Origin of the sequence: Amycolatopsis xylanica (assembly GCF_900107045.1) — a bacterium.
GTDB lineage: Bacteria > Actinomycetota > Actinomycetes > Mycobacteriales > Pseudonocardiaceae > Amycolatopsis > Amycolatopsis xylanica.
This window is the reverse complement of the sequence record NZ_FNON01000001.1, coordinates 559,744-585,835: the sequence shown is the minus strand read 5'-3', so window position 1 is coordinate 585,835 and position 26,092 is coordinate 559,744. Positions and strand designations below refer to the sequence as shown.

The following is a 26,092-nucleotide window of genomic DNA, read 5'->3' as shown; positions in this document are numbered from 1 at the left end:
CTCGATGAACCACAGCGGCGACCCCGCGCTGTTCGCCCAGGACCTGCTCGACGACGGCGAGCCGGAGGGCGAGTTCGTCACCGGGATCGCGAGCAGGCTGCCGCGCAAAAGCGTGGCCGCGGGCGCGCTCATCCGCGACGAGGCGGGCCGCGTCCTGTTCGTCTCGCCGATCTACAAGCCATACCTCGAAATCCCGGGCGGCCTGACCGAGAACGACGAGTCGCCGCTCGCCGCCTGCCGTCGCGAGGTTCACGAGGAGCTGGGCATCGAAGTCCACATCGGACGCCTGCTGGTGGTCGACTGGATGCCGACACACGGGTTGTGGCGCGACAGCATGCAGCTCATCTTCGACGGCGGCGTGCTCGACGACGACCGGATCCGGCGAATCCGGTTACAGGCCGACGAGATCAGCCAGTGCGAGTTCCTCGACCTCGACGCCGCCAAGACGCGCCTGCGGCCGTCGAAGGCACGCCGGATCGAGCTGGCCTACCGGGCGATGCTCGACGGCGACACCCTCTACGGTGAGTTCGGCCGCCGCTGACTTCAGCAGCCGCGGATCTCCTTCACCGCGTCCAGCAGGGATTTCGCGCCCGCCTCGACGAGACGGCCGCCGGTGGCGCGGGCGACCTGGTCCAGCTCGCCCGGATTCGCCTCACCGAAGCGGATCGCGAAGGTCTTCGCACGCGGCCCGGCACGCCCCAGCAGTTCGGCGGCGGTCAGGCCGGTGTTGTTCTCCCCGTCCGTCATGAGCACGATCGAAGTGCCGCCGTCCGCGAGCTGGAACGCGCGCCCGAGCGCCGACCAGATCGCCGTGCCCGCCGCGAACCCGTCGGAGGCCACCACGGCGTTCACCGCGTCGAGGTCGGCCCGGCCACCGATGGTGAGCGCGCGTTCCTCCAGCACCTGGCTCGCGAAGCGGATGATCGTCACCTGCTCACCGACGAAAAAGCGATCGAACCCGGCCAGCTTCGCGAACGCCTCACGCAGCCCCGCCACGCGCGTGCCCGCCATCGAGGTCGAATAGTCGAGCACGAAGATCACCCGGCGGCCTTTGCCCGCCCGGTCGTAGGCGGCGAGCAGGGTGTCGAGCACCTGACGCCGGTCCGGGAAGTAGAGCGGGTTCCCGACGGGACGCCGCAGCTGTTCCGGGCGCGACAGCGTGGGATCGACCGGCCGCCGCGAGGTGCGGTCCATGATCGCGCGCTGGGCCGGTTCGGCGCGCAGCCAGTCGACGGCACGCTGGTACACCGCCCGCTGGGCCGGCTTCAGCAGGGTGAGGGGGTAATCCGACAGCATGATGCCGTCACGCGGGTACACGACCTCCAGTGGTTCCGCCAGCTTGCCGGAAGCGTTGAGCGACAACACTTCCGATTCGTGCGTGACGAGCGCGTCCGCCTCGTGCTGACGCTGGACGAACTCGGCTGTGTCGAACGCCCGGCCCGCGAGGAAGCCTTGGATCCGGTCGCAGCCGACGTCCTCGGCGCGCAAGGCGGCGCCGGTACCGGCCGCGGCGGTCGCGACCCCGATGAGCGCGGCCATGCCGCTGCTCGACCGGCGTGGGTCGGCCATCGCGAACTTGAGCTCCCCCAGCGCCGCGCGGTCGGCGAGGTCGGCCCACGACGGCTGCCCGCCGACGCTTTCACGCAGCTGTTTCGCCTTGGCCGCCTTCATGCCGACCACGAGCGGCGACAGCATCAGGCTCGTCGACTGCGGCTTCGCGGCAGTGTCCAAACGCAGGAACCGGTTGGTGGACAGCCACGCCAGGTCGAACGGGGACGCGTCGCGGGCCAGCTCGTCGCCCGCTTCCACAGTGCCGCGGAATTCCATCGCCAGCTCGATCCCGGTGGCGTGCTTCAGGTCGTCCAGCACCGGCGCGAGGTCGGTGAGCTCGGGACTGGCCAGCACGGTCAGCTTCACCGGCGTGGGACCACTTGCCGTGCAGCCGGTCATCAGGCTCGTCAAGAGCAGGAGCGCGACGAGGTACCTCATCGGCAACCGGCGATCGCGGTGATCATCTTCTCGAACAGTGCCGGTTTGGGCAGCCAGGTCTCGGTGTCGCCGACCCCGTTGCGCGGGACCGGCAGGCCACGGCCGGTGAGCATCGAGGAGAACTCCGGGCTCTGCACGTCCTCGCCCACGCCGAGGACGTGGAACCCGAGCTCGACCGCCCGCCGCCGCAGGCCAGGGTCCTCCATCAGCAGCCTGCCGATCTGGTCGCCCTCCGGCGTGAACGAGATCAGCTCGGGCGCGGTCTCGTGCTGCGCGCTCGGGTAGAGCAGCACCCGCTCGGCGTCGGGCCGCCCGGTCCGGTCGTGGGTCCTGACCTGGTGCGCGATGAACTGGTGCTCGTAGATGACGACGACGGGCGCGAAACTCCGGCCTTCCGGGGCGAGGTACTTCGGCGACAGGTCCTCGCCGTGCTGGCCTTCGGCGTCGAACAGTGGCTTGATCTCGCTCGCCCACCCGAGCGCCTCCGCCTCGTCGACGGGAGTCTTGCCGCTGTGTTTCGCGAACGACAGGAGCGCGACGTAGATGGAGCCGGAGTAGGTCCGGCACGGATCCGGGATTTGCGCGAGCAGCCGATTCCTGTTGTCGACCTGATAGTCGCTCCAGGTTTTCCCGTGGTCCATCAGGTCGACCAGTTTGTCCAGCTCCAAGGTGTAGTAGAGATCGTTTTGCTTGGTCGCCGCGCCGGCTTTCACCAGCGCGTCCGCGTACTCACGGAAGGTGCCGAGCACAATGGGACTGAAGAACGGCCGAAAGGGGACGGCATGGCGACGCGCACGGCGGTCGCGAATCAGATCGGCCGCGGACTGGCCGGACGGGAAGACGAAATGATACGAATCGATGTCTTCGGACCGCACGATGTCGAATGAGCCTGCCGGAGTCACCTCGACTCGGAAACCCTTGGCCAGCAGCAACCGTTTGACCTCGGCGTCTTCGAAGAATTCCCGCTTGGACGCGAGCAAGGCGCGTACCACGGTGACCGGCGGTTCCCCCGAGCCGCTGAAGACCCTGACACCGACGAATACTCCGCAGATCGTCACCACGAGCACGACGATGACCACGACCGGATGAATGCGCCCGCGACGCGCCCGTCCGGGCACCGGTTTGCCCTCGTACACTCGATCATGGTCGTGCCGCACCTCGCTCATGGCGCCAATTCAACGGGGTGCGGCGCCACGAGGCACTCGGCCGAATAGTGGAGTTTCGGTCTCGATATGGTCGGGCAAACCCCGATCCGGCGGCACGAGAGTGGTGTTTTCCGGCAATTCACGAACCAGGTGACAGCGCCAGGTGCGCGGCGGGCGGGCCGGCACGCTCAGTGCCATCCCCCGGGGCGTGGAGCGACCGCTTCCGGAAAACGCCACCGGCCAAGGTCCGATGCCGGTACAAAGTGAGGGCTACTCATCCGTACCCGCGACGAAAGCGAAGTCATGAGCAGTGTGAAACGGGCAGGCGTACTCGCCGCGGCGGTGGTGCTCACCGCCGGGCTGGCCGCGAGCCCCGCGACCGCGGACACGCCGTTCGCGTCGGCCGTCTTCAAGGCGACGCACAACAGCTACTCCGGCGGCGCCAAGAACTCCATCACCTACCAGCTCGACCACGGTGTCCGGTTCCTCGAATTCGACATCCACGACAATCTGTACGGCTCGACCGGCGACTACGCGCTCGGCCACACCGGGCCGGGCAACGACGTCGACCACGCGGGCAACCCCGCGTCGAACAACCTGCGCGACTGGCTCGCGGTCGTGTCCGCGTGGTCCGACGCGCACCGGACGCACGCGCCGCTGGTCGTCATGCTCGACCTCAAGGACGACCTGACCGACAACCCGTCGTACGCGGCGGGCAACCTGACCGCGCTCAACCAGGAACTCAAGAGCGCGTTCGGCGCCAAACTGCTGCTCGCCAAGGACTATCCCGGCGATCTGCCGTCAGTGGACGCGCTGCGCGGGCGCGTGATCAGCCTGCTTTCGGGTGACGGCAAGACCCGCGCCGAGTACCGCCGAGACCTCGGCTACCACCCCGCGGTCGCCGTCAACGGGCGCGGCCAGGTGGTCGAAGTGCACGACTCCGGCGGCGGTTCGCTCTGGTACTGGACCGGCACGCTCGGCGCGGACAATCGCGTGACGTGGCTGAGGCACGGCAAATACGACAGCGGGCAGACTCCCGCGGTCGCGCTGCGCGACGACGGCACGCTCGTCGAGGTCCACCAGTCGGAGACCGCGAGCACGCTCTGGTACCACGTCGGCAAGCTCGGCGCGGACGGCGAGATCACCTGGTCACCGAGCCATCAGTACGACAACGGCGTGCTGCCGACGATCGCGTTCACCGGTTCGGCGCTGCGCGAGATCCACAAAAGCCAGAGCAGCAGCCAGAACTGGGAATGGCGTGGCACGCTCAGCGGCCAGACGGTCACCTGGACCGGCAACGCGAAGACCTCCGACGCCCGCTACCCCAAGTCGGTCTCGGGCCCGGTGAGCGTCTGGACCGGCGCGGACGGCGCCACGCCCGCCCAGACGCTCCGGTACTCGGCCACGGGCGTGACCGGGGACCGCATCCGTTATCAGCAGACCGCGTTCGACGAATACCAGGAAGGCGACAGCGCGGAACTCAAGCAGGGCGCGCTGTTCTACGCCGCTCCGGCGTCGAGTTCTTCGTTCATCGTGGCGGCCCGCCAAGCCGGGCGTGCCGTGCGGGGCTGGGACTTCGACGACCCGTCCCGCGCGACCAGCCCGCTCGCCAACTACCCGGCGACCAACCATCCGTGGGACGGCTGGTACCAGTCACTGCTGGCTCAAGCGGCCGAGTAACCGCCGCCGGTCGCCGGCGCCCCCTTCGGCTTGACGACCACCTGCGGCTTCGGCTTCGGCGCGGGTGGCTTCGGCTTGGTCGTGGTGGGCGTCGGCGTCTTGGTCGGCGTCGGCTCCGGCGTGCCCTTCACGACGAACGTCCGCGACGTCTTCTTGCCATTGGTGCAGGTGAACGTGGCGACGTACTTGCCCGGCTTCTTCACCGCCGTGCCATAGCCGGCGTAGGTGCCGAAGTTGCCGCCGATCGTCCAGCGCAGCGGCTCGACGAGACCGGCCGAGGTCACCGGCGTGCTCGGCGTGCACCCGCCGTTCGCCGCCTGGGTCTTGGCGTACAACTGCCCACCCGGGTCGACCGGAGACGGCCCGATGTACCACGAGACGTCTTCCGTGGCCTGCGCCGGCAGCACGGCGACTCCGGCGGCCAGTGCGGACACCGCTGCGGCCACCAGGCCGCGTCTTATCGGAAAAGACATGAATATCCCCTTTCAGCGTCCCCTCGCTGATCACCTGCACGCCCGGGACGCCGGGGAGGTTGCCTCGCTAGAGCAACTCTTCGTCGTCGAGTGCGGAGAGGCGCTGGAGGAGGTCGGGGCGGCGGGCGAGCAACTCGCCCCGCTCTGGCCAGCGCAGAAGGTGGGCCTGCTCATGCAGCGCTTCGTGGAACCGCGGGCGCGGGATGCCCGCCTCGGCCAGAGCACACCACGTCTCGGCGATCTGTTCGACACTCAGGATGTTTCGCTCCAGCAGGTCACCCAGCGACGACAGGAACACGTCGTACTCTGAGATTCTCGGCAGTAAGCGCAAGAGTAAACCTAGATTGCGCGCACCTTCCGGAGAACGACGAGCGCCGGCAAGGTCATCGAGATGCGCCACGACGAAATCCGGAGGAATGAGATCGTCATTGACGAGCATGTGAAGTATCTGAGTAGACAATTGACGCCAGTCGGCGACATGGTTCAGCGCGAAGACGCGACAGACTCCCACAAGTCGCCGGTAAGCAGCGATCCTTTCCGTCAGGGGAACATCGGAACCATGAAAGAAGAAGGCAGCCGAAAGCGCGGCCACCAGGGAAAACTCACCCGTACCATCTTCGAATCTGACAGCATGCCATCTGCCAAGAGTTCCATGCTGGCCGCCGAGCGCGCTGACCACCATGTCGGTCTCACCATCACAAAGAAGCTCCGCGGAGTTGAAGAAGTAGCTTGACCCGAACCTGACGGTCAGCTCGAAATCGTTCTCGTCCCCAGCGGAAGACCTGCTCTCGAATTGTTCCCCCACAAGAGTCGCGTCACCGCGACTGAAAATGCGCACGGATCCGCCCTCCGGCTCACGGACGGCGACGCAAGCGTCCGTCATGCTCAACCATTCACCCGTGGCCAGTTGCGACTGCCACAACTGCGCGGTGCGACGCCACGCGTCCACGGCGTTTCCCGCATGCGGGTGGAGTTCGCCCGCGGAAACATCCGGACCGATGGTCACCATGAGCAAGACCAGGTTGGCGCCGTAGGTCGCCAGTCGCGCCGTGTGCGTTTTGCCGACCGGGACATAAGCCTGGTAGGCCACGTTGACTTCCGGCTGATCGAGGTCTTGGAAGGCGGCCAGGACCGCGCCGCGCAGCTCGGCTCGCCGCCCGGCCGGAAGAGCCGCGACGAACTCATCGAGAAACTGCATGGTAGTGGCTCGGACCGAAAGCACCGACCAGGAGAGGAAAGCCCTGAGCCTCGCGTCGTTGACCCGCTGCGGAGCCGAGAAGAAGCGTCCATCCTCGTGGGCCGCACGATCGACCATGTCCAGCAGGCAGCGCCACACCAGCCGGGCGACCAAATACTCGCCGAAAGTCGCGTGCAAGAACTCGTAGGTGCCGATCTCGGCGTCGTCCAGCGAGGTCTTCGCTCGATGGACGAAGAAGAACCGGCCGAGCGCGTCCTTCGCGGGCCCGGCCAGCCGCCGGTGCCCGGCGGTCACGTTCTGCCGCGCCTGCGGGGCGAGCTGCAGCGCGGTCAGGTCCTCGGCGAGCTGGTCGTCGGTGATCCACTGGGCACCGCGGTTGAACATGCCGAACGCGATGACCGAAAGCATCATCAGTTCGCGTTCGACCGCGTCTTCGCCGACTTCACTGTCCTGCTTGGACACCTCACGGCTCGCGAACCGCCGCAGCAGCCGCTCATACAGCTCGGTCTGACTCAAAGTCCCGGCCGGATCGCGCAGCGCACCGGCCTCGGCGTCGTACACGGCCAGCATGAGCAGGAGCAGTGGCTGCGAAGCCAGGTCGAGATAGCGCTCGACGACATCGAGGTCGAGTGGTCCGTGGCCCGCCCTGACCAGGTAGTCGCGGTTGACGTCGTTCCACTCGTCGAGCCAGCGCTCCACCTGGCCGAGTTCGAACGGCTCGAGCCGGGCCACGGCCGTCCGGCCGGGTAGCCGCATCCGGTCGGCGACCGTCACCCGGCTGGTGACGATCACCGCGACGTGCCGCCCTTGGGTGGCTTCGATCTCCTGGAACCGTTTGACCCGCACCAGGTAGTCCGACTTGCTCACCCCGGTGGCCTGGAGCAGCTCGTCGAAGCCGTCGAGCATCACGACCAGCACCGATTCGCCGGCCGCCCTGGCGAAGTCCGGCCAGGTCACCGACTCGTGGGTGGCCAGCCGGATCGCCTGTTCGATCTGCTCGTGGATCTCGGCGTCCGCGGGGACGTCGCGCAGCGGAACGCGAACGGTCACGTAGTCCGGTGACGGCAGCCAAGCCGCCTGCACTTGGGTGAGCAGCGATTTCCCGGCGCCGGGATGCCCAAGGATCACCAGTGGATTGAGCAAAGCCCACGGCGTGGCCAGATAGCCGAGCAGGAACTTGCCGAACACCGTCCGGGGCTCCGTGCCGTCCCAGAAGTCTTCACTGTTGATCGGAGTCTGAAGATCGGCTTCCACCAACCTGAAGTGCGGGTTGATGTAGGCCTGGCCGACCTTGGGTGCGTCGAGCCCTTCCGGCAGCTCGTCGACATTGATCAGCTTCCGGTCCAGGATCGCGCGGTTGACCCGCACCACCGCTTGCAACGCCGGCGGTACCCGCGAGACCGGCTCCGCCCTGTCGAGCAGCACCTGCACGGCTTCGTCGATCCTCGCGAGACCGTCCCTGGTCGCCTGGTGACCGGCGAGATTCAGCCAGATCGCGAACTCGGGGCAGTCGGTCGCGGCCCGCTGCATCAACACATCGAACCGCAGGGCAGCCACAGACGGAACGACCCGATCGAGGATCACCTCGGTCGACAGCCGCTGCGTTTCGTCGAGCTCATCCCAGACATTCAGGCCCGTGATGAATCCGAGGAAGCGATCGGCCAGCTTCTTGTAGCAGTTCTCGAGTTCCGCCCGCACGCGCTTGCTGTCGGCCTGTACGCCGAGCAGCGGCAGCTCGGTCTCGAGAATCGCGGACGTGATCTCCGCGAGCGAGCCGCGCTCGGTGACCGGCGCGGCCACCCCCATCGCGTCCTTGCGCGAGATTTGCGCATCCGCGAGCCGAAAGGGCAGGTCGGCGCGTTCCAAAGCTTCGAAGAACGCGGTCACCGTCAGCACACCGCGTGCCGCCTGCAGTCGCTGGATCCGGTCGAACTGCGTCAGCTTGCGCCGTTTGTCGATGCCGTGCGTGACCAGCTCGTCGGCCAGCTTCGTCAGCTCGCTCTTGGCGTCGAAGATCGACAGCAGCTCCGGCACGAACGGAGTCGCTCCCAGCAGCAGCCCGCCGAAGACCTTGTCCAGCGCCTGCACCACCGGGCTGTTCCCGGCGCCCAGGATCTTGACCGCGTCCTGGTACGTCAACCGCGCCACATGTCCTCCCCAAACAAGAACGACGATTGTGCCAGGCGCTAGCGTCTTCTCCGCAAATGCAGGTAGGCGATCGCCACCAGCGCGCCGAACACCGTCTTCACGATGCGTGTCACGTCGACGGCGGGCACCCAGGAGACAGAGCCGTTCTTGACCACGAACGCGCCCACCGGCCGGGCGCCCGCGCCGAACCCGGCGCCTTCGCCTTCGTCGGGGCCTTGGCGGCCCTGGCCCCCGCCGCCACCTCCGCCGACACTGGCCGCGGGGATGATCAGGACGCCGTCACGCTCGATCGGGTCGGCGTACACCCGTTGCACCGTGATGGAGTCACGCACGGTGCTGATCATGTCGTTGAGTTTCACCCCGCCCACGAAACCACACCGCGGCCGTTAGGGTGGCGCGGTGAGCGAGCAAGTGGTCGAGATCTTCACCGATGGGGCCTGTGTGCCCAATCCGGGGCCGGGTGGCTGGGGCGCGGTGCTGCGGTACGGGACCGTCGAGAAGGAACTGTGCGGCGGTGAGGCCGGCGAGACGACGAACAACCGGATGGAGCTGACCGCGCCGATCGCGGCGCTGGAAAGTCTCACTCGCCCGGTCACCGTGCGGTTGTACACCGACAGCACCTACGTGCGGAACGGCATCATGAGCTGGGTCGCCAAGTGGAAGACCAATGGCTGGCAGACCTCGGCGCGGCAGCCGGTGAAGAACGCCGACCTGTGGAAACGGCTCGAGGAGGCCGCGGCGCGGCACGAGGTCGAGTGGCACTGGGTCAAGGGGCACGCCGGGCACCCGGAGAACGAGCGCGCCGACCGGCTGGCCGCGAAAGGCCTCGAAGAAGCGACCGGGAAACGGTGATTCAGGCGTTGCCGAGCATATTCGAACCGGGTGCCTCGGCCATGGTCGCCATGAATATCCCCTGAACGGCGGCTCGCCATTCGGCCGAGGTGATCCGGCCGTCGCCGTCGGTGTCGATCTGGTCGAACGCGCCCGCCGCGATCTCGCCGCCGATGCCGACGCTGGCGTAGATCGCGCCCATCTCCGCACGGCTGAGCGAGCCGTCGCCGTCGGTGTCGACCGCGGTGAACAACGCGTCCGCGACGCAGGTCACCGCGTCGAGGTAATCCGTGGTGTGCAACAGGCCCCGGTCGACGGCGGCCAGGTACTCGGCCTTGCTGACCCGGCCGTCACCGTCGCCGTCGGCGTCCTCGCGGATCTGCTCCCACCAATTGAGGTAGCCGTCGCGGACGGCCTGGCCGTATATCGAACCGGCGGGCCGGTCGATTCCGGAGAGCACTGATTCCGAAATCTTTTCGAAATCGTCCTGATCGAGCGCGCCGTCGCGGGTGACGTCGAGAACGTCGAACGCGGTGCTCAGGTTGGCGATCTGCAGTTCGGTCAGCATCGGACCAAGCTATCGGCGGCGGCCACTCACTGTATGTAGCCCGATAGCGGATCACTGTTTTCCACCCGCCAAAACGGGCCGTCTTCCGGCGGTTGACGTGGCCCGGAACGCACTCTTAGGGTTCCGAGGCGAAACCGCTTTCAGTGCATCTTCGAGCTCCGCCGCCTCGACGCCGCACCCCCTAGTGAAGGAAGATGATGAAGCGTCGACCGACCGGAGCATTGTTCACCGTGCTCTCCCTCACCGCGGCACTCGCCACGCTGACACCCGCCGGAGCCGCCACAGCGGCTACCACCAGCGCGGCGTCCTTCAACGTCAAGGACTTCGGCGCCAAGGGCAACGGCACCACCGTCGACTCCCCCGCCTTCGACAAGGCCATCACCGCCGCGAGCAGCGCGGGCGGCGGCATCGTCGAGGTGCCGCCGGGCACCTACCTCGCGCGCACGATCCACCTCAAGAGCAACATCACCATCAACCTGCAGGCGGGCTCGAAGATCATCGCCTCCGGCAGCGGGATGGACGCGCCGGAGTCCAACCCGAACGACAAGTACCAGGACTTCGGGCACAGCCACTTCAACAACGCGCTGCTGCGCGGCGCCGGCGTCCAGAACGTCTCGTTCACCGGCTCCGGGGTCATCGACGGCAACAACAAGATCGAGACCGGCGAGGACATCAAGGCGGGCATCGCCGACAAGATGCTCTCGCTGACGCTGTGCAAGAACATCAGCATCAGCGGCATCACGCTGCGCCAGGCCGGGCACTTCGCGATCATCACCAACGGCTGCGACGGCATGAAGATCGACAAGCTCAAGGTCGACACCGGCGACGACCGCGACGGCATCAACTTCATCAACAGCTCGAACATCGAGATGTCGAACTCGACCATTGTAGCCAGCGACGACGCGGTCGCGTTCAAGAGCGACTACGCGCTGGGCAAGACGTTCGTGTCCGAGAACAACATCGTGCGCGACACCTCGATCACCTCGACCGAGAACAACGCCGTGCAGTTCGGCTCGGAGACCTGCGGCAGCTTCCGCAACATCCAGTTCAAGAACCTGACCATCGGCGGCGCGTCGAAGGCGGGCCTCGGCCTCGTGTCGATGGACGGCGCGACCATCGAGAAGATCAGCTACGAGAACATCAAGCTGACCAAGACCGGCTCGCCGATCTTCCTGCACATCGGCAACCGGGGCCGCTGCCCCGGAAAGCCCGGTCCCGGCAAGATCCGCGACATCACCTTCAAGAACGTCACCGGCACCGGCCTGACCGCGCCGAAGGACATCCCCGGTGACCCCGACTACGCCAGCACCATCTCCGGGCGTACCGACTCCCCCATCGAGAACGTCACCTTCGAGTCGGTCAAGCTGACCGTCCCCGGCGGCCACCCGGCCTCCGAAGCCAGCGCCACGCCGCCCGAGGTCTCCGACGCCTACCCGCCGCGCATCTTCGGCAAGCGCCCGTCGTACGGCTTCTGGATCCGCCACGCGAAGGCGATCGGCTTCGTCGACAGCGTCTTCGAGTTCGACAAGACCGACGGCCGCCCGGCCATCCTGACCAACGACGTGGCGGGCGTGTTCCTCAGCGGCACCAAGGTCGAACGCAGCGGAGGCAGCTACGACGTCACGTGGCAGAAGAGCAGCGCGCAGCAGGTGAGCGACAGCACGACCACCAGCGGCCAAGCGTTGCGCATCCGCACGCAGTAGCGGCTTCACCGGGAAACCGGCGGGCTTCCACGGAGGCCCGCCGGTTTCGCGTTCGGGCAGACTGAGCGAATGACCGAAAGCACCGATGACTGGACCGAACGGTTGCAGCGACCATCCGCGCTGTGGACCCGAAGCCAGGTGCTCGACCGCCCGACCCCGGTGCCCGCCGTCCCCGGCATCTACGGCTGGCATTTCCTCACGCCGCCGGCCGAAGGCCTGGACGCGAACCGGTTGCTCTATGTCGGCATCGCGCCCCGGCACATGCGGACCCGGTCCAGCACCCAGACGCTGCGCCAGCGCATCCGCTACCACTTTCGCGGCAATGCCGAAGGCTCCACGCTCAGGCTCACCCTCGGCTGTCTGCTCGGTCTCGAACTGCGTCGTGTCGGAAGTGGAACCCGGATGACGTTCGGGCAGGCCGGCGAGGCCGAACTGTCCGGTTGGATGAGCGAGTACGCCAGAGTGTGTTGGTTTCCCTGCGCGGAACCCTGGACGGTCGAATCAGCGGTGATCCGCGGCGTCGACCTACCGCTCAATCTCTCGCAGAACAGCGCTCATGTTTTCCACCCTCGGCTCACGGAGGCCCGCGCCCAAGCCAGGGCGCGCGCTCGGGCGCTCCCGGTGCTCCGCTAGCCGGACAAGGACCGGACAGGAACGAAAGCAGGGGTTGAGGACCCACCTTTTCCTCTTATAGTCGGATTGTTGCCGACTGCGGGAGGTTTCGTGCGCAAGATCCGCGTTGTCGCCTTGGGAGTGTCCGCCGCCGTGGTGCTCGGCGCGGCGCAGGCAAGCGCACAGTTCCCGGCGCCACCCGATCCCGGCGCGTGGGTCGGCACCTGGGGCGCTTCGGCCGCGGGGCCGGTGCCCGGCACGGACAACGGGTACCCGAACTTCTCGATCCGCAACGTGGTCCATACCAGCGTGGGTGGCAGGTCCACCCGCGTGACGCTGTCCAACGCTTTCGGCAACTCCCCGCTGGTGCTCGGGCACAGTTCGGTCGCCGTCTCGGCGAAGGCGGGGACCGCGGACGCGAAACCGGGCACGGTCAAGGAACTCACCTTCGGCAAGCGCGCGACCGTGACGATCCCGGCGGGCGCCGAGGTGCAGAGCGACAGTGTCGACCTGGCGATTCCGGCCGACTCCGACCTGCTGGTCACCACCTATGTCCCGACGCCGTCAGGGCCGGTGACGTATCACCCCGCGGCGAGCCAGACGTCGTTCTTCACGCGCGACGGCGATCACGCGCTGGACACCGAAGGCACCGCCTACACCGAGACCACGGCCGTCTGGCATTACGTGACCGGCGTCGACGTGCGCGGATCCGGCGCGCGGGGCTCGGTGGTCACCTTGGGCGATTCGATCACCGACGGGGTCGGCTCGACCGGGAGCACCAACCGGCGCTGGCCCGACTATCTGGCCGACCGCAGCAAGAACTTCGGCGTCGTCAACTCGGGGATCTCCGCGAACCGGCTGCTGCTCGGCGGGCCCGGTGGCGCAGGGCGCAACGCATTGGCTCGGTTCAACGACGATGTCCTTACCAAAACGTCCGTTCGCACACTCATCGTGTTAGAAGGAATCAACGACATCCAGCAGGATCCGCATCAAACCGATCCGGCGCGGATCACCGCCGCTTATGAACAGCTCGTGGCCCGCGCGCACGCGCACGGAATCAAGGTCTTGGGCGGGACGCTCACACCGTTCAAAGGCTGGCGCGTGTACGACGAAACGCTGGAAGCGACCCGGCTGGCGGTGAACAAGTTCATCCGCACGAGCGGGGTGTTCGACGGCGTGGTCGATTTCGACGCGGCGATCCGGGATCCGCAGGATCCGCTCAAGATGCGGGCGCAGTTCGATTCCGGTGATCATCTGCACCCGGGCGACGCGGGTTACCGTGCGATGGCCGAAGCCGTCGACCTGGCGCGTTTGTGACAGACGTGCCAGATCGACGGCCACCAGGCGGTGGTGCTACTTACTTGGCCGAGGCCTTCTTGCGGGTGGCACGCTTACGCGGGGCCTTGTCGTCGCCAGCGTCCGCGACGGCCGCCTGGGCGGCCTCGTAGGCGTCGACGATCTCGGCGGCGAGACGACCGCGGTCGGAGACCTCGTAGCCGTTGGACTGGGCCCATTCCCGGATCTGACGGGAGCGCTCGCGGTCGGTGCCGCCGCTCGCCGCCGACTGACCGGTGGCCAGGCGCAGCTTGCGCCCGCCGGTCCGCGTTCCGGCGGAGATGAAACGAGCGAGCTCCTCGCGCAGGTGCGAAGCGTTCTCGTCGGACAGGTCGATCTCGTAGGAAACGCCGTCCAGGCTGAACGGAACAGTCTGGGTGGCGATCTCACCGTCGATGTCGTCGACCATTTCGACGACAACTTTTTGCGCCATGAAGCGCTCTCCTCATTACTCGAATGTGCGGTACATGCGTACGGTAACCGATCCGCCGTGCGGATGTGTAAGCCGCGCCGGTTTTGGTGCGAATCGAGACTCGAAACGACCGCAAATCCTTCTTGAACGCTGTTCTGATGTGACGGAAAACCTACCCGAGCCGCCGTTCGGCGGACACCGAGTAGGCATGTGGACGGAAAGCGAGCACCGTGTCATCGGATGCTTCGACACCGGGAGCGAGCCGCATCGGGTCGTAAACCTGACGTTCCCAGGCGTCCGATTCCGGGGAAAGCCCGATGATCCGAATCTCGCCGGCAGGCAGCAGCTGCCGGTGTTCCGGCCAAGCGATCGACGGATCGTGCGTGGCGTCGCCCGGCTCGGCCAGCTGCACGGCCAAGGTGAACGACACCGGACCGGCCTGCAGCCGCCTCTCCAGCTCGGCGTTGAGGAACTGCTTGTCCAGCGACGCGCCGTACGCCGAGTCGAGATCCACCTCACCCAGCTGCGGCACGAGCCGGTACCGGAACGCCCGCCGCTCACCGGCGTCATTCACGAAGATGAACGCGTGCAGCCCGTCGAACCGGGTCGTCGCGTAACTGGCGGGAGCCTTACGGGACAGGAACGCCTTGATCCCGGCGTGGCTCTCCTTGTGGTCGATCAGGAAGCTGGCGAACTTGCGGCCGGTGGTCAGCTTCGCCTTGAGAGTGTCCTCTGTGGATCCGGCGAGCGCTTCCACGAGTTCGATGAACCCCTCGGGCGTGCTGCTGGGGAACACCCGGAAGTTCGCGGCGACCAGGTCGTGGATGCCCTTGCCGTCGGCGAGGAACTTCACGGCCATACCACGGATGCCCCTGGTCCGGTCGTCGGAATCGTACTGCGGCGAGCCATTGGACAGCCGGACGACGAGTGCGGTCTCTTCGGTCAGGTGCCTGGCGTTGGTCAGGTGGCCGATCTGTCCACTGGGGACGAACTTGGCGTCGTAGTTGGCGCCGTGCGCGTGCAGGCGGCGGTCCTGGGGACGTGGGTGGGCCGCGGCCTCGATGCGGTCGATGGCCTGGGTGGCGGTCATACCGTCCGGTGTGGTCACGAGCGGAGAATACAAGGACTGCTGCCCGAGTGGGCTTTGTCCGCACGGGAACAAAGCCCACTCCGATCACATCGGGTGACGCCGGATCAGGGTGTGTAACTCACGATCTTGTCGATGCCGCCGCCGTTCGTGGATGTGAACCACAGCGAGCCGTCCTTGGCCGGTTCGACGGCGCGCAACTTGCCGAACGTACCTTCGAAAAGCGCCTCCGGCGTGCCGGTCTTACCGTCCTTTAGCGGAATGCGCCACAACCGTTTACCGAGGTTGGCCGCCATGTAGAGGCTGCCTTTGTAGTAACCGAGGTCGCTCGGTGTCGCTTCTTCGGTCTTCCACGTGACGACCGGATCGACGAAACCCGGCTTGCCACAGACGCCTTCACAGACCGGCCAACCGTAGTTCTTCCCTTTCTCTACCCGGTTGAGCTCGTCGAAGGCGTGCTCCCCCGATTCGGAGACGAACATCCGGCCTTTGTCGTCCCAGGTGATGCCCTGCGGATCGCGGTGACCGAGCGAGTAGACGAGCGTCTTGGCGCCGGGCACCGGCTTGCCATCCTTCGTCATCCGCAGCACCTTGCCGCCGAGCGACTTCGGATCCTGCGCGAGTTCGGGCCGCTGCCCGTCGCCGACGGTCGCGTACAGCCAGCCGTCCGGCCCGAACGCGAGCCTGCCGCCCTCGCGCTTCTGCCCCAGCGGCAGCCCGGTGACGATCGGCTTCGGCTTGCCGCCGAGCTTGAGCGAGGCGATCCGGTTGTCGGTTTCGGTCGAGTAGTAGATGAATACGGTCTTGTCCGCGGCATAGAGCGGCGAAACAGCGAGACCGAGCAGTCCGCTCTGCACCCCGTTCGGCTTGACCTCGGCGATCGTCTGCACCTCGCGCACGGACCCCGGCCGCACGGAAAGCACTCTCGCGCTGTCCCGTTCGGTCACCAGCGCGCTGCCGTCCGGCAGGAAGCCGATCGACCACGGATGGGTCAGCCCGGTCGCTATGTCGTGGTTCGCCGCGAGGGCCGTGAACTGGGAAGTTGCCATCGCCGCGACGGTCAGGGCCGCTGTCAGGAGGACGCGCATGACCTACAGAGCGAAGCGTTCACCCGGTGCGCTGTCAAGATCACCGGTGGCCGGTGCATCGAGCCCGGAATGTCTGGTGCGTGACTGGTGTTGTTTCCAGCCATAGAGCTCGGACATGAGCTCCCGCCCAGGGGAAGCGAGAAGCGGATGTCTTTCGTCATGACCGCCGAGGAACGTGAAGAGTTCCTCAGCGGGGTGCACGTCGGGGTACTGGCCATCGAGCGGGACGGGCGCGCGCCACTGACCGTCCCCGTCTGGTACGACTACGAAGCGGGCGGCGAGATCCTGATCTGGATGGACCGCGGATCCCAGAAGGACAAGGCGATCCAGGCCGCGGGACGGTTCAGCCTGCTCGTGCAGTCCGAGAGCTGGCCGTACAAGTACGTCACCGCAGAGGGCCCGGTCGTCGCCAACGACGGCGCCCCGACGCGGGAACAGGCCGACCGCATCGCGGCCCGCTACCTGCCGGAAGCGGACGCGAAGGCCTATGTGGACGGTGCGCTCGGCGAGGGCTCGCTGCTGGTGCGCATGCGCCCGGCCAAGTGGCTGAGCAACGACCAGAGCAAGTCCTGACCGAGGTCGTGAGTGGTATGGCCGGTTAGAACCGGCCGTACCACTCACGACCCCCACGATCAGGCTTCGAACTCCACGACGCTGTCGAGCGCTTTGCCCATGGCGGCGTTGCCTTCGCGCTCGATCATGATCTCCACCAGCACCGGCCGGTTCGTGCGCTCGACCTCCTTGCGCGCCCACTCCAGCGAAGCGCGGATCTCGCCGGGCTCGGTGACGCGCGTGCCCGCGCAGCCGTAGGCCTCCATGATCTTCACGTTGTCGGTGCCGAACGCGTCGTAGTGCAGGTCGACCTCGAAGTTCATGCCGTACCCGGTCTCCGCCTGCCGGATCAGGCCGAGATATTCGTTGTTCAGCATGATCAGCACGAAACCGACGTCGTACTGCGCGGCCACCGCGAGCTCCTCGACCAGGAACTGGAACGAGTAGTCGCCGACCAACCCGACGACTTCCGCGTCCGGCTTGGCCTTCTTGACGCCGATGGCCGCCGGGATCTCCCAGCCGAGCGGCCCGGCCTGACCGCACACTTGGTAGTGCCGGGGCCGGTGCGCGCGCTGGAACTGGCCGGACCAGATCTGGTACAGCCCGATCGCGGTGACGAAGTACGCGTTCTCGTCATAGAAGTCATTGATCTCCTTGAACACCCGCGGCGCCTTGATCGGGACGTCCTCGAAGTCCTCGCGCCGGGATAATTCCTCGCGAAGTTCACCTATTCGCCGTATCCACCGCGTCCGTGGTCCCGGTGAGCGGCCTGTGGCCAGCAGCGCCGAGAGGAACGCGCCGGTGTCCGAGACGATGCCGAGGTCCGGGCCGAACACCTTGCCGAGCTGGGTCGGCTCGATGTCGACGTGGATGAACTTCCGGTCGCCGCGGTACACGTCGAGGTCGCCGGTGTGCCGGTCGCCGAACCGGGCGCCGAGCGCGAGCACCAGGTCGGCCTCGAGGAACGCGGCGTTGGCCCAGCGCTGGGAGGTCTGGATCCCCGCCATTCCGGCGAACAGCTCGTGGTCCTCCGGGAAACTTCCTTTACCCATCAACGTGACCTGCACAGGGACACCGAGTCGCGTCGCCGCTTCGAGCAGCAACTCGCTCGCTTCGCCGAGCACGACGCCGCCCCCGGCCAGGATCAGCGGACGTTCGGCGGCCTCGAGCAGATCGAGCGCACGCGACACCCGTGCGGCCGGCGGCGAAGGCACCACGATCGGCAACGGCTCGTCGATGCCACTGTCCCATTCGATTTCCTGTTTCTGCACATCGATCGGCAGATCGATGAGCACGGGACCGGGCCGTCCTGACCGCGCGACCCGGAACGCCTCACGGAACAGCCACGGCACCTGGGCCGCTTCCTTGGCCTGGACCGCCCATTTCGTCACCGGTTTGGCGATCTCGACGATGTCCACCGCCTGGAACGCCTCGGTGTGCAGCTTGCGCGAGTCCGCTTGCCCGGTGATACAGAGGATCGGGATCGAGTCGGCCTGCGCGGTGTACAGCCCGGTGATCATGTTGGTGCCCGCCGGTCCCGACGTCCCGATCGCGACGCCGACCTTGCCGGTCGTGCGCGACCAGCCGTCGGCCATATGCGTGGCGCCTTCCTCGTGCCGGACGATCAGGTGCTCGATGCCGCTGCCCTGAAGCGCCTGGTAGAGCGGCAGGATCGCGGCTCCGGGGCAGCCGAACGCGACGTCGACACCCTCGCTGGCGAGCACCTCCACGACCGCCTGCATGACGGGGATCCTGGGCATGGTCACTCCTCCGACTTGGCACGGCCCGACAGCCGCTCGATGACCTTGAGCAGCGCCGAATGATCGAGAGAGCCGTGCCCCATGGCGCGGCAGGCGGCGATGAGCTGCGCGACCAGCGCGGTCATCGGCAACGAGACCTCCGCCTGGCGCGCGGCGGCGAGCGCGATGCCCATGTCCTTGTGGTGCAGGTCGATCCGGAAGCCCGGCTCGAACCGGCGCGCCACCATCGACTCGCGCTTGAGGTCGAGGATCCGGCTGGCGGCGAGCCCGCCGGCGAGCACGTCGAGCCCGGTCGCGGCGTCCACACCGGACGCTTCCAGCAGCACGATCGCCTCGGACACCAGGCCGTAGATCCCGCCGACCACCAGCTGATTGGCCGCCTTGACCACTTGGCCGGCGCCATGCGGCCCGACGTGGATGACCGTCTTGCCCATGACCTCGAAGATCGGGCGCGCCGCCTCGAAGTCGGCCGCCGCACCACCGGCCATGATGGACAACGCGGCCCGTTCCGCACCGGCCTGGCCGCCGGACACCGGCGCGTCCAACACCCGGATCCCGCGCGGCTCGGCGCGCCGGGCGATCTCGATCGAGGTCTCCGGGCGGATCGTGCTCATGTCGATCAGCAACGTCCCCGCCGCCGCGGACTCCAGCACCCCGCCTTGGCCGAAGACGACGGCCTCCACCTGCGGATGATCCGGCAGCATGGTGACGACGACCTCGGCGCCGGTCACCGCACCCGCGATGTCCGGCGCGGCCTGCCCGCCCGCGGCCTCGAGTTTCGCGGCGGCGTCCGGGCTCACGTCGTGGCCCCGCACGTCATGACCGGCGGCGGCCAGGTGCGCGGCCATCGGGCCGCCCATGATGCCCAGCCCGATGAAACCCAGTTTCGTCATTCCCGTCCCCTTCGTTCGAACGGCAGCCAGCCGAGCGACGCGACGGTCCCGCCGAGCGGCTTGTATTCGATGCCGACGTATCCGCGATAGCCGGCGGCCTCGGCTTTGCCCAGGTAGCCGCCGAGGTCGAGGCTTCCGGTGCCGGGCTGGTGCCTGCCGGGGGCATCCGCGATCTGCAGATGCCCGACGCGCGGGTCGGTGACCGCCGCGCCGAGGTCGTCGCGGTTGACGGCCAGGTGGTACAGATCGGCGAGCAGGCGGATGTTGTCCCGGCCGATCTCGTCGATGATCTCGGTGACGTGCGCGGCCGTCCGCAGTGGATAGTGGTCGGCGCCCGACAGCGGCTCGATCAGGATCTGCGCGTCGGCGCGCCACGCCTCCTCGGCGGCGAGATCCAGGTTCGCCAGCGCGAGCTTGTCCTGCTCCGCCGGGTCGACGTTCTCGATCCTGTTGCCGTACAAGGCATTCAAGCTGCGGCAGCCGAGGCGTTTCGCGATCCTGACCGCGACGGCGAGGCTCTCGGCGAACTCGGCTTCGCGGCCGACCCACGAGACGAGCCCGCGATCACCCGCCTCCATGTCACCCGCGTAGAGGTTCAGCCCGGTCAGCGCGACGCCGGACACCTTGATCGCGTGGATGAACCGGTCCACTTTGGCCGCGGGCGGGACGGCCTCGGTGAACGGCCACCAGAACTCGACCGCGGTGAACCCGGCGCCCGCTGCCGCCGCCGGGCGGTCGAGCAGCGGCAGTTCGGTGAACAGCAGCGAGAGGTTCGCGCTGTAGGGCAGGCCATGGTCATCCACGAGGCACCTCCGGCTTGTTCTGCACGTGCTGCCAGCCGAACCGGCCCTTGATGCACAGGTTCCCGTGCGTCACCGAGCTTTCGTGCGGCGACGTGACCTTGACGATCTCGTTGTCCTGGACGTGCAGGGTGAGGTTGCAGCCGACCCCGCAGAAGGTGCAGACCGTGGTCGTCCGGGTCTGCCTGTCCTCGTCCCAGCTGCCGTCGACGCGTTTGTCGTGCTCCGCCTTGAAACTCAGCGCGCCGGTCGGGCAGACCTCGACGCAGTTTCCACAGTAGACACACGCGCTCTCGGGGAGCGGGTTCGCGAACTCGGTGGAGATGTGCGCGCCGAACCCGCGTCCGGCCATCGTGATGGCGAAACTGTTCTGCCACTGCTCACCGCACGCGTCGACGCACTTGTAGCAGAGGATGCATTTCGAGTAGTCACGCACATAAAGCTCATTGTCGATCTTGACCGGCTGCTGGACGGTCGCCGCGTCCGGCCCGAACCGGGTGGGGTCGGCGCCTGTTTCGGTCATCCACTGATCGACCTGCGGCGTGGTGGACAGATCGGTCGCCGAGCCGAGCAGTTCCAGCACGAGCTTGCGGCTGTGCCGGGTGCGTTCGGTGTCGGTGCGCACCACCATGCCCGGTTCGACCTTGCGCGAGCAGGACGGCACGAGTGTGCGCGAACCCTCGACCTCGACCATGCAGACCCGGCACGCGTTCGCGGGCTCCAGCGTGTCGCCGTAGCACAGCGTCGGGATTCCGTCGCAGGCGTCCAAAATCGTCGCGCCCTCGGGCACCCGGACCGGTTCACCATCCACAGTGCACTCGACGAGCCTGCGCGGCAGTCCGATGTCGACACTCATGGCTTCTCCTTCAGCAGGCCGAGCCGGTCGATGGCCGACTCGATGGCGTTCCACGCGGTCTGGCCCAGCCCGCAGATCGAGGAATCCCGCATCACCTGGCCGACATCACGCAACACCGTCAGGTCGTCGCCGAGCCTGCGGCCGCCGACGATCCGGTGCAACGCCTCCTCCTGCCGGACGGTGCCGATGCGGCAGGGCACGCACTGCCCGCATGACTCGTCACGGAAGAACGCGGCGATACGCAGCAAGAACGCGCCGACATCGGCCTGATCGTCGAGCGCGAGCACGACCCCGGACCCGAGCGTGGTGCCCGCCTCGCGGGCGTCTTCCATGGTCAGGCGCAGGTCCAGCTCGTCGGGCCGGACGAACCCACCCGCCGCTCCGCCGAGCAGTACCGCCTTCAGTTCACCCGGCACGCCGCCGGCGAGGTCGAGCAGCTCCCCCAGCGTGACGCCGAACGGCACCTCGTACACGCCGGGCTCGCGAACGTTCCCGGACAGGCAGAACAGTTTCGTGCCGGTCGACCGCTCGGTGCCGATCCGCCGGTAGGCTTCGCAGCCCTCTGTGAGGATCAGCGGCACGTTGACCAGCGTCTCGACGTTGTTCACGACGGTCGGCTTGCCAAACAGCCCCTTCTCGACGGGGAACGGCGGCTTCGTGCGCGGCTCGCCGCGGTAGCCCTCGATCGAGTTGAAGATCGCGGTCTCCTCACCGCAGATGTACGCGCCCGCGCCGCGGCGGATCTCGATGTCGAACCGGAAACCGGTGTGGCCCATGATGTCCGTACCGAGATAGCCGAACTCGCGCGCCTTCTCGATCGCGCCGCGCAGCAGCCGGAACGCGCGCGGATACTCGCCACGCAGGTAGATGTAGCCCTTGCTCGCGCCGGTCGCGAACGCCGCGATGGTCATCGACTCGATCAGCGCGAACGGGTCACCCTCGATCAGCACCCGGTCCTTGAAGGTGCCGGGTTCGCTCTCGTCGGCGTTGCACACGAGATAGTGCGGCGAGACGGGCTGGCGCGCGGTCGCGTCCCATTTGCGGCCGGTCGGGAAGGCCGCGCCACCGCGTCCCATCAGCCCCGAGTCGGTCACCTCGCGGATCACCCCGGCCGGGCCGAGCAGCAACGCGGTGCGCAACGCCGTGTAGCCCCCGGTCGCCCGGTAGTCGTCCAGGCTCTCGGGATCGACAACACCGATCCTCCGCAGTAGCCGCAAACCTTCGCGCTGCCGGATCTTCGGCGGTTCGTCCACTTCGGACATCTCGGTGATCTTCTCGGCGGTCGCGGGCGCGATCAGCCGTTCGACCGGCGGGTCCCCCGCCTCGAAAGCCAGCGCCGCAGGCGCCCGCTCACAGACACCGAGACACGGGCTGCGCTCTATCGCCACGCCGTCTAGGGCGTTATACACCTGCTCTGCCCCGTTGACCTGGCAGGCGAGGTCCGTGCAGACGCGCACGATCCGAGGCGGACGTTCCGTCAGCGAGAACAGCGAGTAGAAGCTCGCCACGCCGTACGCGTCGGCGGGCGGGATCTCGAGCTTCTGGCAGATGTGGTTCAGCGCGCCCTGGCTGATCCAGCCGATCCGGTCGTTGACCGCGTGCAGCGCGGGCAGCAGCTGGTCACGGCCCGGCGGGAGGCCGTCGACCGCCGACCGTTCGGCCTCGGTCGGGCCGAAGTTCAGGAAATGCAGGTCCACTCGGACTCCCTCTACACGGGCAGCTTGTCGACGCGGATGGCGGCGGCCTTGTATTCGGCGGTGCCCGCGACCGGGCAGGTGGCCTCGATGGTGATCACGTTGACGTCGATCTCGTCGGGGAAGTGGAGGGTCATGAACGCCAGCCCCGGCCGCAGGCCTTCGTCGATCCGCACCGGAGCGACGATCGCGCCCCGCCGAGACGAGATCTGGACCATTTCGTCCTCACGGACACCCAAAGCGACGGCGTCCTGCTCGCAGAGGTCGAGCGTCTCGCCTTTGCGCAGCGGCGACGAGAAGCCGCCGGACTGGACGCCGGTGTTGTAGGAGTCCAGCCTGCGCCCGGTGGTGAGCCGGATCGGGAACTCCTCGCTGAGCAGGTCGACCGGCGGGCTGTGCTCGATCACGCTGAACGGCGCGGGGCGCCCGCGTTTCACCGGGTCCTCCTCCCACAGCCGTCCGTGCAGGAAGGTGGGTTCGAGCCGGTCTTCGTGGTAGCACGGCCATTGGATGCCACCGAGTTCCTCGAGCCGCCGATAGCTCATCCCGGCGTGCATCGGCGACAACGTGCGGAGTTCGTCCCACACCTGTTCTCCGCTGTCGTAATGCCAGTCGTGGCCGAGCCGGCGCGCGAGTTCGCACAGCAGCTGGATGTCGTCGCGCGCGCCCTCGGGCGGTTCGAGTGCCTTGCGGACGCGTTGCACCCGGCGCTCGCTGTTGGTGAACGTGCCGTCCGACTCGCACCAGGCCGCGGAGGCGGGCAGCACGACGTCGGCCAGCTGCGCGGTCTTGGTCAGGAAGATGTCCTGCACGACCAAATGGTCGATATTGGACAACCGCTTGATCGTGTGTTCACAGTCCGCTTCGGACTGCACGGGATTCTCGCCGATGATGTACACGCAGGTCAGCGCGCCCCGTTCCATCGCGTCGAGCATCTGCGTGAGGTTGAGCCCCTTGTGCGGGGGAATGTGCGAACCCCAGGCGGCGTCGAACTTCGCGCGGACGCCGGCGTCCAGGATGTTCTGGAAGCCGGGCAGCCGGTCCGGGATGGCGCCCATGTCGCCGCCGCCCTGGACGTTGTTCTGGCCACGCAAGGGGTTCAGGCCCGCGCCGTACCGGCCGACCTGCCCGGCCAAGAGCGACAGGTTGATCAGCGACAGCACGTTGTCGGTGCCGTTGTGGTGCTCGGTGATGCCGAGCGTCCACGACAGCTGCCCGCGATCGGCGCGGGCGTAGGCGTGCGCGAGTTCGCGGATGAGCTCGGCGGGCACGCCCGTCTCCTGCTCGGCGGCTTCCAGTGTCCACGGCTCGACCGACGCGGCGAACTCGGCGTACCCCTCGGTGGCGCGCTCGATGAAGCCGGTGTTGGTCAGTCCGGCGTGGATGATCTCGCGGGCGATGGCGTGCGCGAGCGGGATGTCGGTGCCGACGTTGAGCCGCAGCCACCGGTGTCCCCACTTGGCCGTGCTCGTCTGGCGCGGGTCGACCACGAAGAGTTTCGCTCCCTTGTGGACGGCCTTGAGCACGTGCTGGAAGAAGATCGGGTGCGCCTCACGCGCGTTCGATCCCCACAGGACGATCACGTCGGCGTCTTCGATCTCCTGATACGACGAGGTCCCGCCGCCACTGTCGAACACCTTCGCCAGGCCCGCGACACTCGGCGCATGGCAGGTGCGGTTGCACGAGTCGACGTTGTTGGTGCCGATCACCGAGCGCGTGAACTTCTGCGCCACGTAGTTCATCTCGTTGGTCGCCCTGGCACACGAGAACATGCCAAAGGTTTCAGGGTTGTCGAGTGTCTTGCGGAACCCCTCGGCGGCCCGGTCGAGCGCTTCGTCCCAGGTCGCCGGGCGGAGCACTCCGGAGTCGCGGACCAGCGGTTCGGTGAGCCGCACGTACGGGGTCTTTTCCTTGCGCTTCATGCGTTCGCTCCGATCCGGTTCAGCAGGCCGACGGCCGCGTGCACGTGTTTGAGCGCGGGCGCGCCGACCCCGGTCAGCTCGGCCAGCTCGACGACGGCGCCGATGATCGCGTCGATCTCCAGCGACTTGCCCGCCTCGAGGTCCTGCAGCATCGACGTCTTGTGATGACCGACGCGATGCGCGCCGTCGATCCGCTTCTCGACGGAGATCCGCGGTTCGCACCCGGTCGCGCGGGCGATCTCGATGGCCTCGGTCATCATCGTGGCGACCAGTTCGCGGGTGTCGTCGTGCTCGCAGATCTGGGCCATGGTCGCCCGGGTCAGCGCGCTGAGCGGGTTGAACGCGACGTTGCCCATCAGCTTGATCCAGATGTCGTCCCGCAGATTCGGCTCGACCGGCGCCTTGAGCCCACCCGCGATCATCGCCTCGCTGAGCCTCACGCACCGTTCCGAGATGCCGCCTTCCGGCTCCCCCAGCGAAAACCGCGTCCCTTCGAGATGCCGGATCACGCCAGGCCGCTCGATCACGGTCGAGCAGTAGACGACGCACCCAATAGCCCGTTCGACGTCGAGCACCTCACTGACGGACCCGCCGGGGTCGACGGCTTCGATGCGCGTGCCTTCGAGCTGATGTCCTTTGAGCCCGTGGAAGTACCACCACGGGATCCCGTTCTGCGCGGCCACGACCGCGGTGTCCGCCCCCAGCAACGGCTTGAGCAGCGGCCCGGCCGTCGCGTACGAATGCGCCTTCAGGCCGAGGAACACGTAGTCGGCCTCACCCACCTCGGCCGGGTCATCGGTGACCTGCGGCGCGGCCGTGAAGTCCCCGCGGGGACTCAGCACCCGCACCCCGTCCCGGCGCATGGCCGCCAGATGCGGTCCCCTGGCGATCAGATGCACCTCGACGTCGGCCCGGCACAGCGCGGCCCCGACGTACGCCCCAATGGCTCCGGCTCCGAGAACGGCCACCTTCATCACGAACCTCGCTTCCGTCGTGATTGCATACAGTATCCTGTAGACCTGCCCTTGGCCAGGCCCCACCCGGCCTATCCCGCCCGCCTCCCGGCTCTCCAGGCACGCGTCCCGACCGCTCAGACACACGCGTTCTAACCGTTCAGACACGCGCTCGAACCCTTCAGGCACGTGCGCCAACTCCTCAGGCACGCACGCGCCGACCGCTCGGGTACGCGTTCTGACCGTTAAGACACGCGGGCCGCCCCCGTCGTCCGCGGAGCGTGCCGAGCCCGCGGAGCGTGCCGAGCCCGCGGAGTGTGCCGAGTTCGCGGAGCGTGCCGAGTCCGCGCGCCGACCGTTCAGGCACGTGTGCCGACTCCCCAGGTACGCGTC

General features: G+C 67.5%; 23 protein-coding genes. 7 read left to right on the top strand and 16 right to left on the bottom strand.

Going from position 1 to position 26,092, the window contains the following annotated elements:
* The first annotated feature begins 4 nt into the window (after positions 1 to 4).
* A complete protein-coding gene (locus tag BLV57_RS02475) occupies positions 5 to 541 on the top strand; it encodes an NUDIX domain-containing protein (protein ID WP_091286023.1) in 537 nt (178 codons plus the stop codon).
* A 2-nt stretch (positions 542 to 543) separates the two neighbouring features.
* Here BLV57_RS02475 and BLV57_RS02470 read toward each other — a convergent pair whose 3' ends face one another.
* Both BLV57_RS02470 and BLV57_RS02465 read right to left on the bottom strand, forming a co-directional pair.
* Positions 544 to 1,989 (bottom strand): substrate-binding and vWA domain-containing protein, encoded by a 1,446-nt coding sequence (locus BLV57_RS02470; protein WP_176968475.1) that lies wholly within the window; start codon positions 1,987 to 1,989, stop codon positions 544 to 546.
* Positions 1,986 to 3,155 (bottom strand): hypothetical protein, encoded by a 1,170-nt coding sequence (locus BLV57_RS02465; protein WP_091286020.1) that lies wholly within the window; start codon positions 3,153 to 3,155, stop codon positions 1,986 to 1,988. The genes BLV57_RS02470 and BLV57_RS02465 overlap by 4 nt, the downstream gene beginning before the upstream one ends.
* 282 nt (positions 3,156 to 3,437) lie before the next feature.
* Here BLV57_RS02465 and BLV57_RS02460 point away from each other — a divergent pair, with 282 nt between their 5' ends.
* A complete protein-coding gene (locus BLV57_RS02460) occupies positions 3,438 to 4,814 on the top strand; it encodes a PI-PLC domain-containing protein (RefSeq protein ID WP_091286016.1) in 1,377 nt (458 codons plus the stop codon).
* Here the strand turns inward: BLV57_RS02460 and BLV57_RS02455 are convergent.
* The 3 genes from BLV57_RS02455 to BLV57_RS02445 form a co-directional block, all read right to left on the bottom strand.
* Positions 4,799 to 5,287 carry a hypothetical protein gene (locus BLV57_RS02455; protein ID WP_245757111.1) on the bottom strand — a complete coding sequence of 163 codons (489 nt, stop codon included), beginning with the start codon at positions 5,285 to 5,287 and terminating at the stop codon, positions 4,799 to 4,801. The genes BLV57_RS02460 and BLV57_RS02455 overlap by 16 nt on opposite strands.
* Before the next feature lie 67 nt (positions 5,288 to 5,354).
* Positions 5,355 to 8,633 (bottom strand): NACHT domain-containing protein, encoded by a 3,279-nt coding sequence (locus BLV57_RS02450; protein ID WP_091286014.1) that lies wholly within the window; start codon positions 8,631 to 8,633, stop codon positions 5,355 to 5,357.
* Positions 8,634 to 8,671: 38 nt separating this feature from the next.
* Positions 8,672 to 8,977, bottom strand: a complete 306-nt coding sequence (locus BLV57_RS02445) for a spore germination protein GerW family protein (protein WP_245757110.1) — start codon at positions 8,975 to 8,977, stop codon at positions 8,672 to 8,674.
* A 55-nt stretch (positions 8,978 to 9,032) separates the two neighbouring features.
* Here BLV57_RS02445 and rnhA point away from each other — a divergent pair, with 55 nt between their 5' ends.
* Complete coding sequence (gene rnhA, locus BLV57_RS02440; protein WP_091286007.1) at positions 9,033 to 9,485, top strand: ribonuclease HI; 453 nt, start codon at positions 9,033 to 9,035, stop codon at positions 9,483 to 9,485.
* Between the two features lies 1 nt (position 9,486).
* Here rnhA and BLV57_RS02435 read toward each other — a convergent pair whose 3' ends face one another.
* Positions 9,487 to 10,032: an EF-hand domain-containing protein gene (locus BLV57_RS02435; protein WP_091286004.1), complete on the bottom strand. Its 546-nt coding sequence runs from the start codon at positions 10,030 to 10,032 to the stop codon at positions 9,487 to 9,489.
* Between the two features lie 197 nt (positions 10,033 to 10,229).
* On the opposite strand from BLV57_RS02435, the gene BLV57_RS02430 reads away from it, so the two are divergent.
* From BLV57_RS02430 to BLV57_RS02420, 3 genes are all read left to right on the top strand, one after another.
* The gene (locus BLV57_RS02430; protein ID WP_176968474.1) at positions 10,230 to 11,735 is read left to right on the top strand and encodes a glycoside hydrolase family 28 protein; all 1,506 of its coding nucleotides are present in this window, start codon (positions 10,230 to 10,232) and stop codon (positions 11,733 to 11,735) included.
* A 69-nt stretch (positions 11,736 to 11,804) separates the two neighbouring features.
* Complete coding sequence (locus BLV57_RS02425; RefSeq protein ID WP_091285999.1) at positions 11,805 to 12,368, top strand: GIY-YIG nuclease family protein; 564 nt, start codon at positions 11,805 to 11,807, stop codon at positions 12,366 to 12,368.
* A 69-nt stretch (positions 12,369 to 12,437) separates the two neighbouring features.
* Positions 12,438 to 13,664 carry an SGNH/GDSL hydrolase family protein gene (locus BLV57_RS02420; RefSeq protein ID WP_245757109.1) on the top strand — a complete coding sequence of 409 codons (1,227 nt, stop codon included), beginning with the start codon at positions 12,438 to 12,440 and terminating at the stop codon, positions 13,662 to 13,664.
* A 40-nt stretch (positions 13,665 to 13,704) separates the two neighbouring features.
* Here BLV57_RS02420 and BLV57_RS02415 read toward each other — a convergent pair whose 3' ends face one another.
* The 3 genes from BLV57_RS02415 to BLV57_RS02405 form a co-directional block, all read right to left on the bottom strand.
* Positions 13,705 to 14,115: a histone-like nucleoid-structuring protein Lsr2 gene (locus BLV57_RS02415; RefSeq protein ID WP_091285997.1), complete on the bottom strand. Its 411-nt coding sequence runs from the start codon at positions 14,113 to 14,115 to the stop codon at positions 13,705 to 13,707.
* 151 nt (positions 14,116 to 14,266) lie between these two features.
* Complete coding sequence (locus BLV57_RS02410) at positions 14,267 to 15,202, bottom strand: catalase (RefSeq protein ID WP_218134563.1); 936 nt, start codon at positions 15,200 to 15,202, stop codon at positions 14,267 to 14,269.
* 86 nt (positions 15,203 to 15,288) lie between these two features.
* On the bottom strand, positions 15,289 to 16,230 hold the full coding sequence (locus BLV57_RS02405) for a PQQ-dependent sugar dehydrogenase (protein ID WP_176968473.1): 942 nt from the start codon (positions 16,228 to 16,230) through the stop codon (positions 15,289 to 15,291).
* 186 nt (positions 16,231 to 16,416) lie between these two features.
* Here BLV57_RS02405 and BLV57_RS02400 point away from each other — a divergent pair, with 186 nt between their 5' ends.
* A complete protein-coding gene (locus tag BLV57_RS02400) occupies positions 16,417 to 16,842 on the top strand; it encodes a pyridoxamine 5'-phosphate oxidase family protein (protein ID WP_091285990.1) in 426 nt (141 codons plus the stop codon).
* A gap of 59 nt (positions 16,843 to 16,901) precedes the next feature.
* On the opposite strand, the gene gcl is transcribed toward BLV57_RS02400, so the two are convergent.
* The 7 genes from gcl to BLV57_RS02365 are packed head-to-tail and all read right to left on the bottom strand — an operon-like array spanning position 16,902 to position 25,720.
* The gene (gcl, locus tag BLV57_RS02395) at positions 16,902 to 18,581 is read right to left on the bottom strand and encodes a glyoxylate carboligase (protein WP_091285989.1); all 1,680 of its coding nucleotides are present in this window, start codon (positions 18,579 to 18,581) and stop codon (positions 16,902 to 16,904) included.
* A 2-nt stretch (positions 18,582 to 18,583) separates the two neighbouring features.
* Positions 18,584 to 19,474, bottom strand: coding sequence for a 2-hydroxy-3-oxopropionate reductase (locus BLV57_RS02390; protein WP_091285987.1), 891 nt, complete (start codon positions 19,472 to 19,474; stop codon positions 18,584 to 18,586).
* Positions 19,471 to 20,277, bottom strand: coding sequence for a hydroxypyruvate isomerase family protein (locus BLV57_RS02385; RefSeq protein ID WP_091285985.1), 807 nt, complete (start codon positions 20,275 to 20,277; stop codon positions 19,471 to 19,473). The genes BLV57_RS02390 and BLV57_RS02385 overlap by 4 nt, the downstream gene beginning before the upstream one ends.
* Positions 20,270 to 21,130 carry a 2Fe-2S iron-sulfur cluster-binding protein gene (locus BLV57_RS02380; RefSeq protein ID WP_091285982.1) on the bottom strand — a complete coding sequence of 287 codons (861 nt, stop codon included), beginning with the start codon at positions 21,128 to 21,130 and terminating at the stop codon, positions 20,270 to 20,272. The genes BLV57_RS02385 and BLV57_RS02380 overlap by 8 nt, the downstream gene beginning before the upstream one ends.
* On the bottom strand, positions 21,127 to 22,827 hold the full coding sequence (locus BLV57_RS02375) for an NADH-ubiquinone oxidoreductase-F iron-sulfur binding region domain-containing protein (RefSeq protein ID WP_091285981.1): 1,701 nt from the start codon (positions 22,825 to 22,827) through the stop codon (positions 21,127 to 21,129). Before BLV57_RS02375 ends, BLV57_RS02380 begins: the two co-directional genes overlap by 4 nt.
* An 11-nt stretch (positions 22,828 to 22,838) precedes the next feature.
* On the bottom strand, positions 22,839 to 24,746 hold the full coding sequence (locus BLV57_RS02370) for a molybdopterin oxidoreductase family protein (protein ID WP_091285978.1): 1,908 nt from the start codon (positions 24,744 to 24,746) through the stop codon (positions 22,839 to 22,841).
* Positions 24,743 to 25,720 (bottom strand): 2-dehydropantoate 2-reductase, encoded by a 978-nt coding sequence (locus BLV57_RS02365; protein ID WP_091285977.1) that lies wholly within the window; start codon positions 25,718 to 25,720, stop codon positions 24,743 to 24,745. Before BLV57_RS02365 ends, BLV57_RS02370 begins: the two co-directional genes overlap by 4 nt.
* Positions 25,721 to 26,092 lie beyond the last annotated feature (372 nt).

What these genes read in the sequence shown, in the direction of transcription:
- BLV57_RS02470 (WP_176968475.1), bottom strand. Translation starts at nt 1,989, where the DNA reads ATGAGGTACCTCGTCGCGCTCCTGCTCTTGACGAGCCTGATGACCGGC.
- BLV57_RS02415 (WP_091285997.1), bottom strand. Translation starts at nt 14,115, where the DNA reads ATGGCGCAAAAAGTTGTCGTCGAAATGGTCGACGACATCGACGGTGAG.
- BLV57_RS02425 (WP_091285999.1), top strand. Translation starts at nt 11,805, where the DNA reads ATGACCGAAAGCACCGATGACTGGACCGAACGGTTGCAGCGACCATCC.
- BLV57_RS02390 (WP_091285987.1), bottom strand. Translation starts at nt 19,474, where the DNA reads ATGACGAAACTGGGTTTCATCGGGCTGGGCATCATGGGCGGCCCGATG.
- BLV57_RS02380 (WP_091285982.1), bottom strand. Translation starts at nt 21,130, where the DNA reads ATGAGTGTCGACATCGGACTGCCGCGCAGGCTCGTCGAGTGCACTGTG.
- BLV57_RS02405 (WP_176968473.1), bottom strand. Translation starts at nt 16,230, where the DNA reads ATGGCAACTTCCCAGTTCACGGCCCTCGCGGCGAACCACGACATAGCG.
- BLV57_RS02430 (WP_176968474.1), top strand. Translation starts at nt 10,230, where the DNA reads ATGAAGCGTCGACCGACCGGAGCATTGTTCACCGTGCTCTCCCTCACC.
- BLV57_RS02465 (WP_091286020.1), bottom strand. Translation starts at nt 3,155, where the DNA reads ATGAGCGAGGTGCGGCACGACCATGATCGAGTGTACGAGGGCAAACCG.
- BLV57_RS02445 (WP_245757110.1), bottom strand. Translation starts at nt 8,977, where the DNA reads ATGATCAGCACCGTGCGTGACTCCATCACGGTGCAACGGGTGTACGCC.
- gcl (WP_091285989.1), bottom strand. Translation starts at nt 18,581, where the DNA reads ATGCCCAGGATCCCCGTCATGCAGGCGGTCGTGGAGGTGCTCGCCAGC.
- BLV57_RS02455 (WP_245757111.1), bottom strand. Translation starts at nt 5,287, where the DNA reads ATGTCTTTTCCGATAAGACGCGGCCTGGTGGCCGCAGCGGTGTCCGCA.
- BLV57_RS02460 (WP_091286016.1), top strand. Translation starts at nt 3,438, where the DNA reads ATGAGCAGTGTGAAACGGGCAGGCGTACTCGCCGCGGCGGTGGTGCTC.
- BLV57_RS02370 (WP_091285978.1), bottom strand. Translation starts at nt 24,746, where the DNA reads ATGAAGCGCAAGGAAAAGACCCCGTACGTGCGGCTCACCGAACCGCTG.
- BLV57_RS02435 (WP_091286004.1), bottom strand. Translation starts at nt 10,032, where the DNA reads ATGCTGACCGAACTGCAGATCGCCAACCTGAGCACCGCGTTCGACGTT.
- BLV57_RS02475 (WP_091286023.1), top strand. Translation starts at nt 5, where the DNA reads ATGAACCACAGCGGCGACCCCGCGCTGTTCGCCCAGGACCTGCTCGAC.
- BLV57_RS02365 (WP_091285977.1), bottom strand. Translation starts at nt 25,720, where the DNA reads ATGAAGGTGGCCGTTCTCGGAGCCGGAGCCATTGGGGCGTACGTCGGG.
- BLV57_RS02400 (WP_091285990.1), top strand. Translation starts at nt 16,417, where the DNA reads ATGTCTTTCGTCATGACCGCCGAGGAACGTGAAGAGTTCCTCAGCGGG.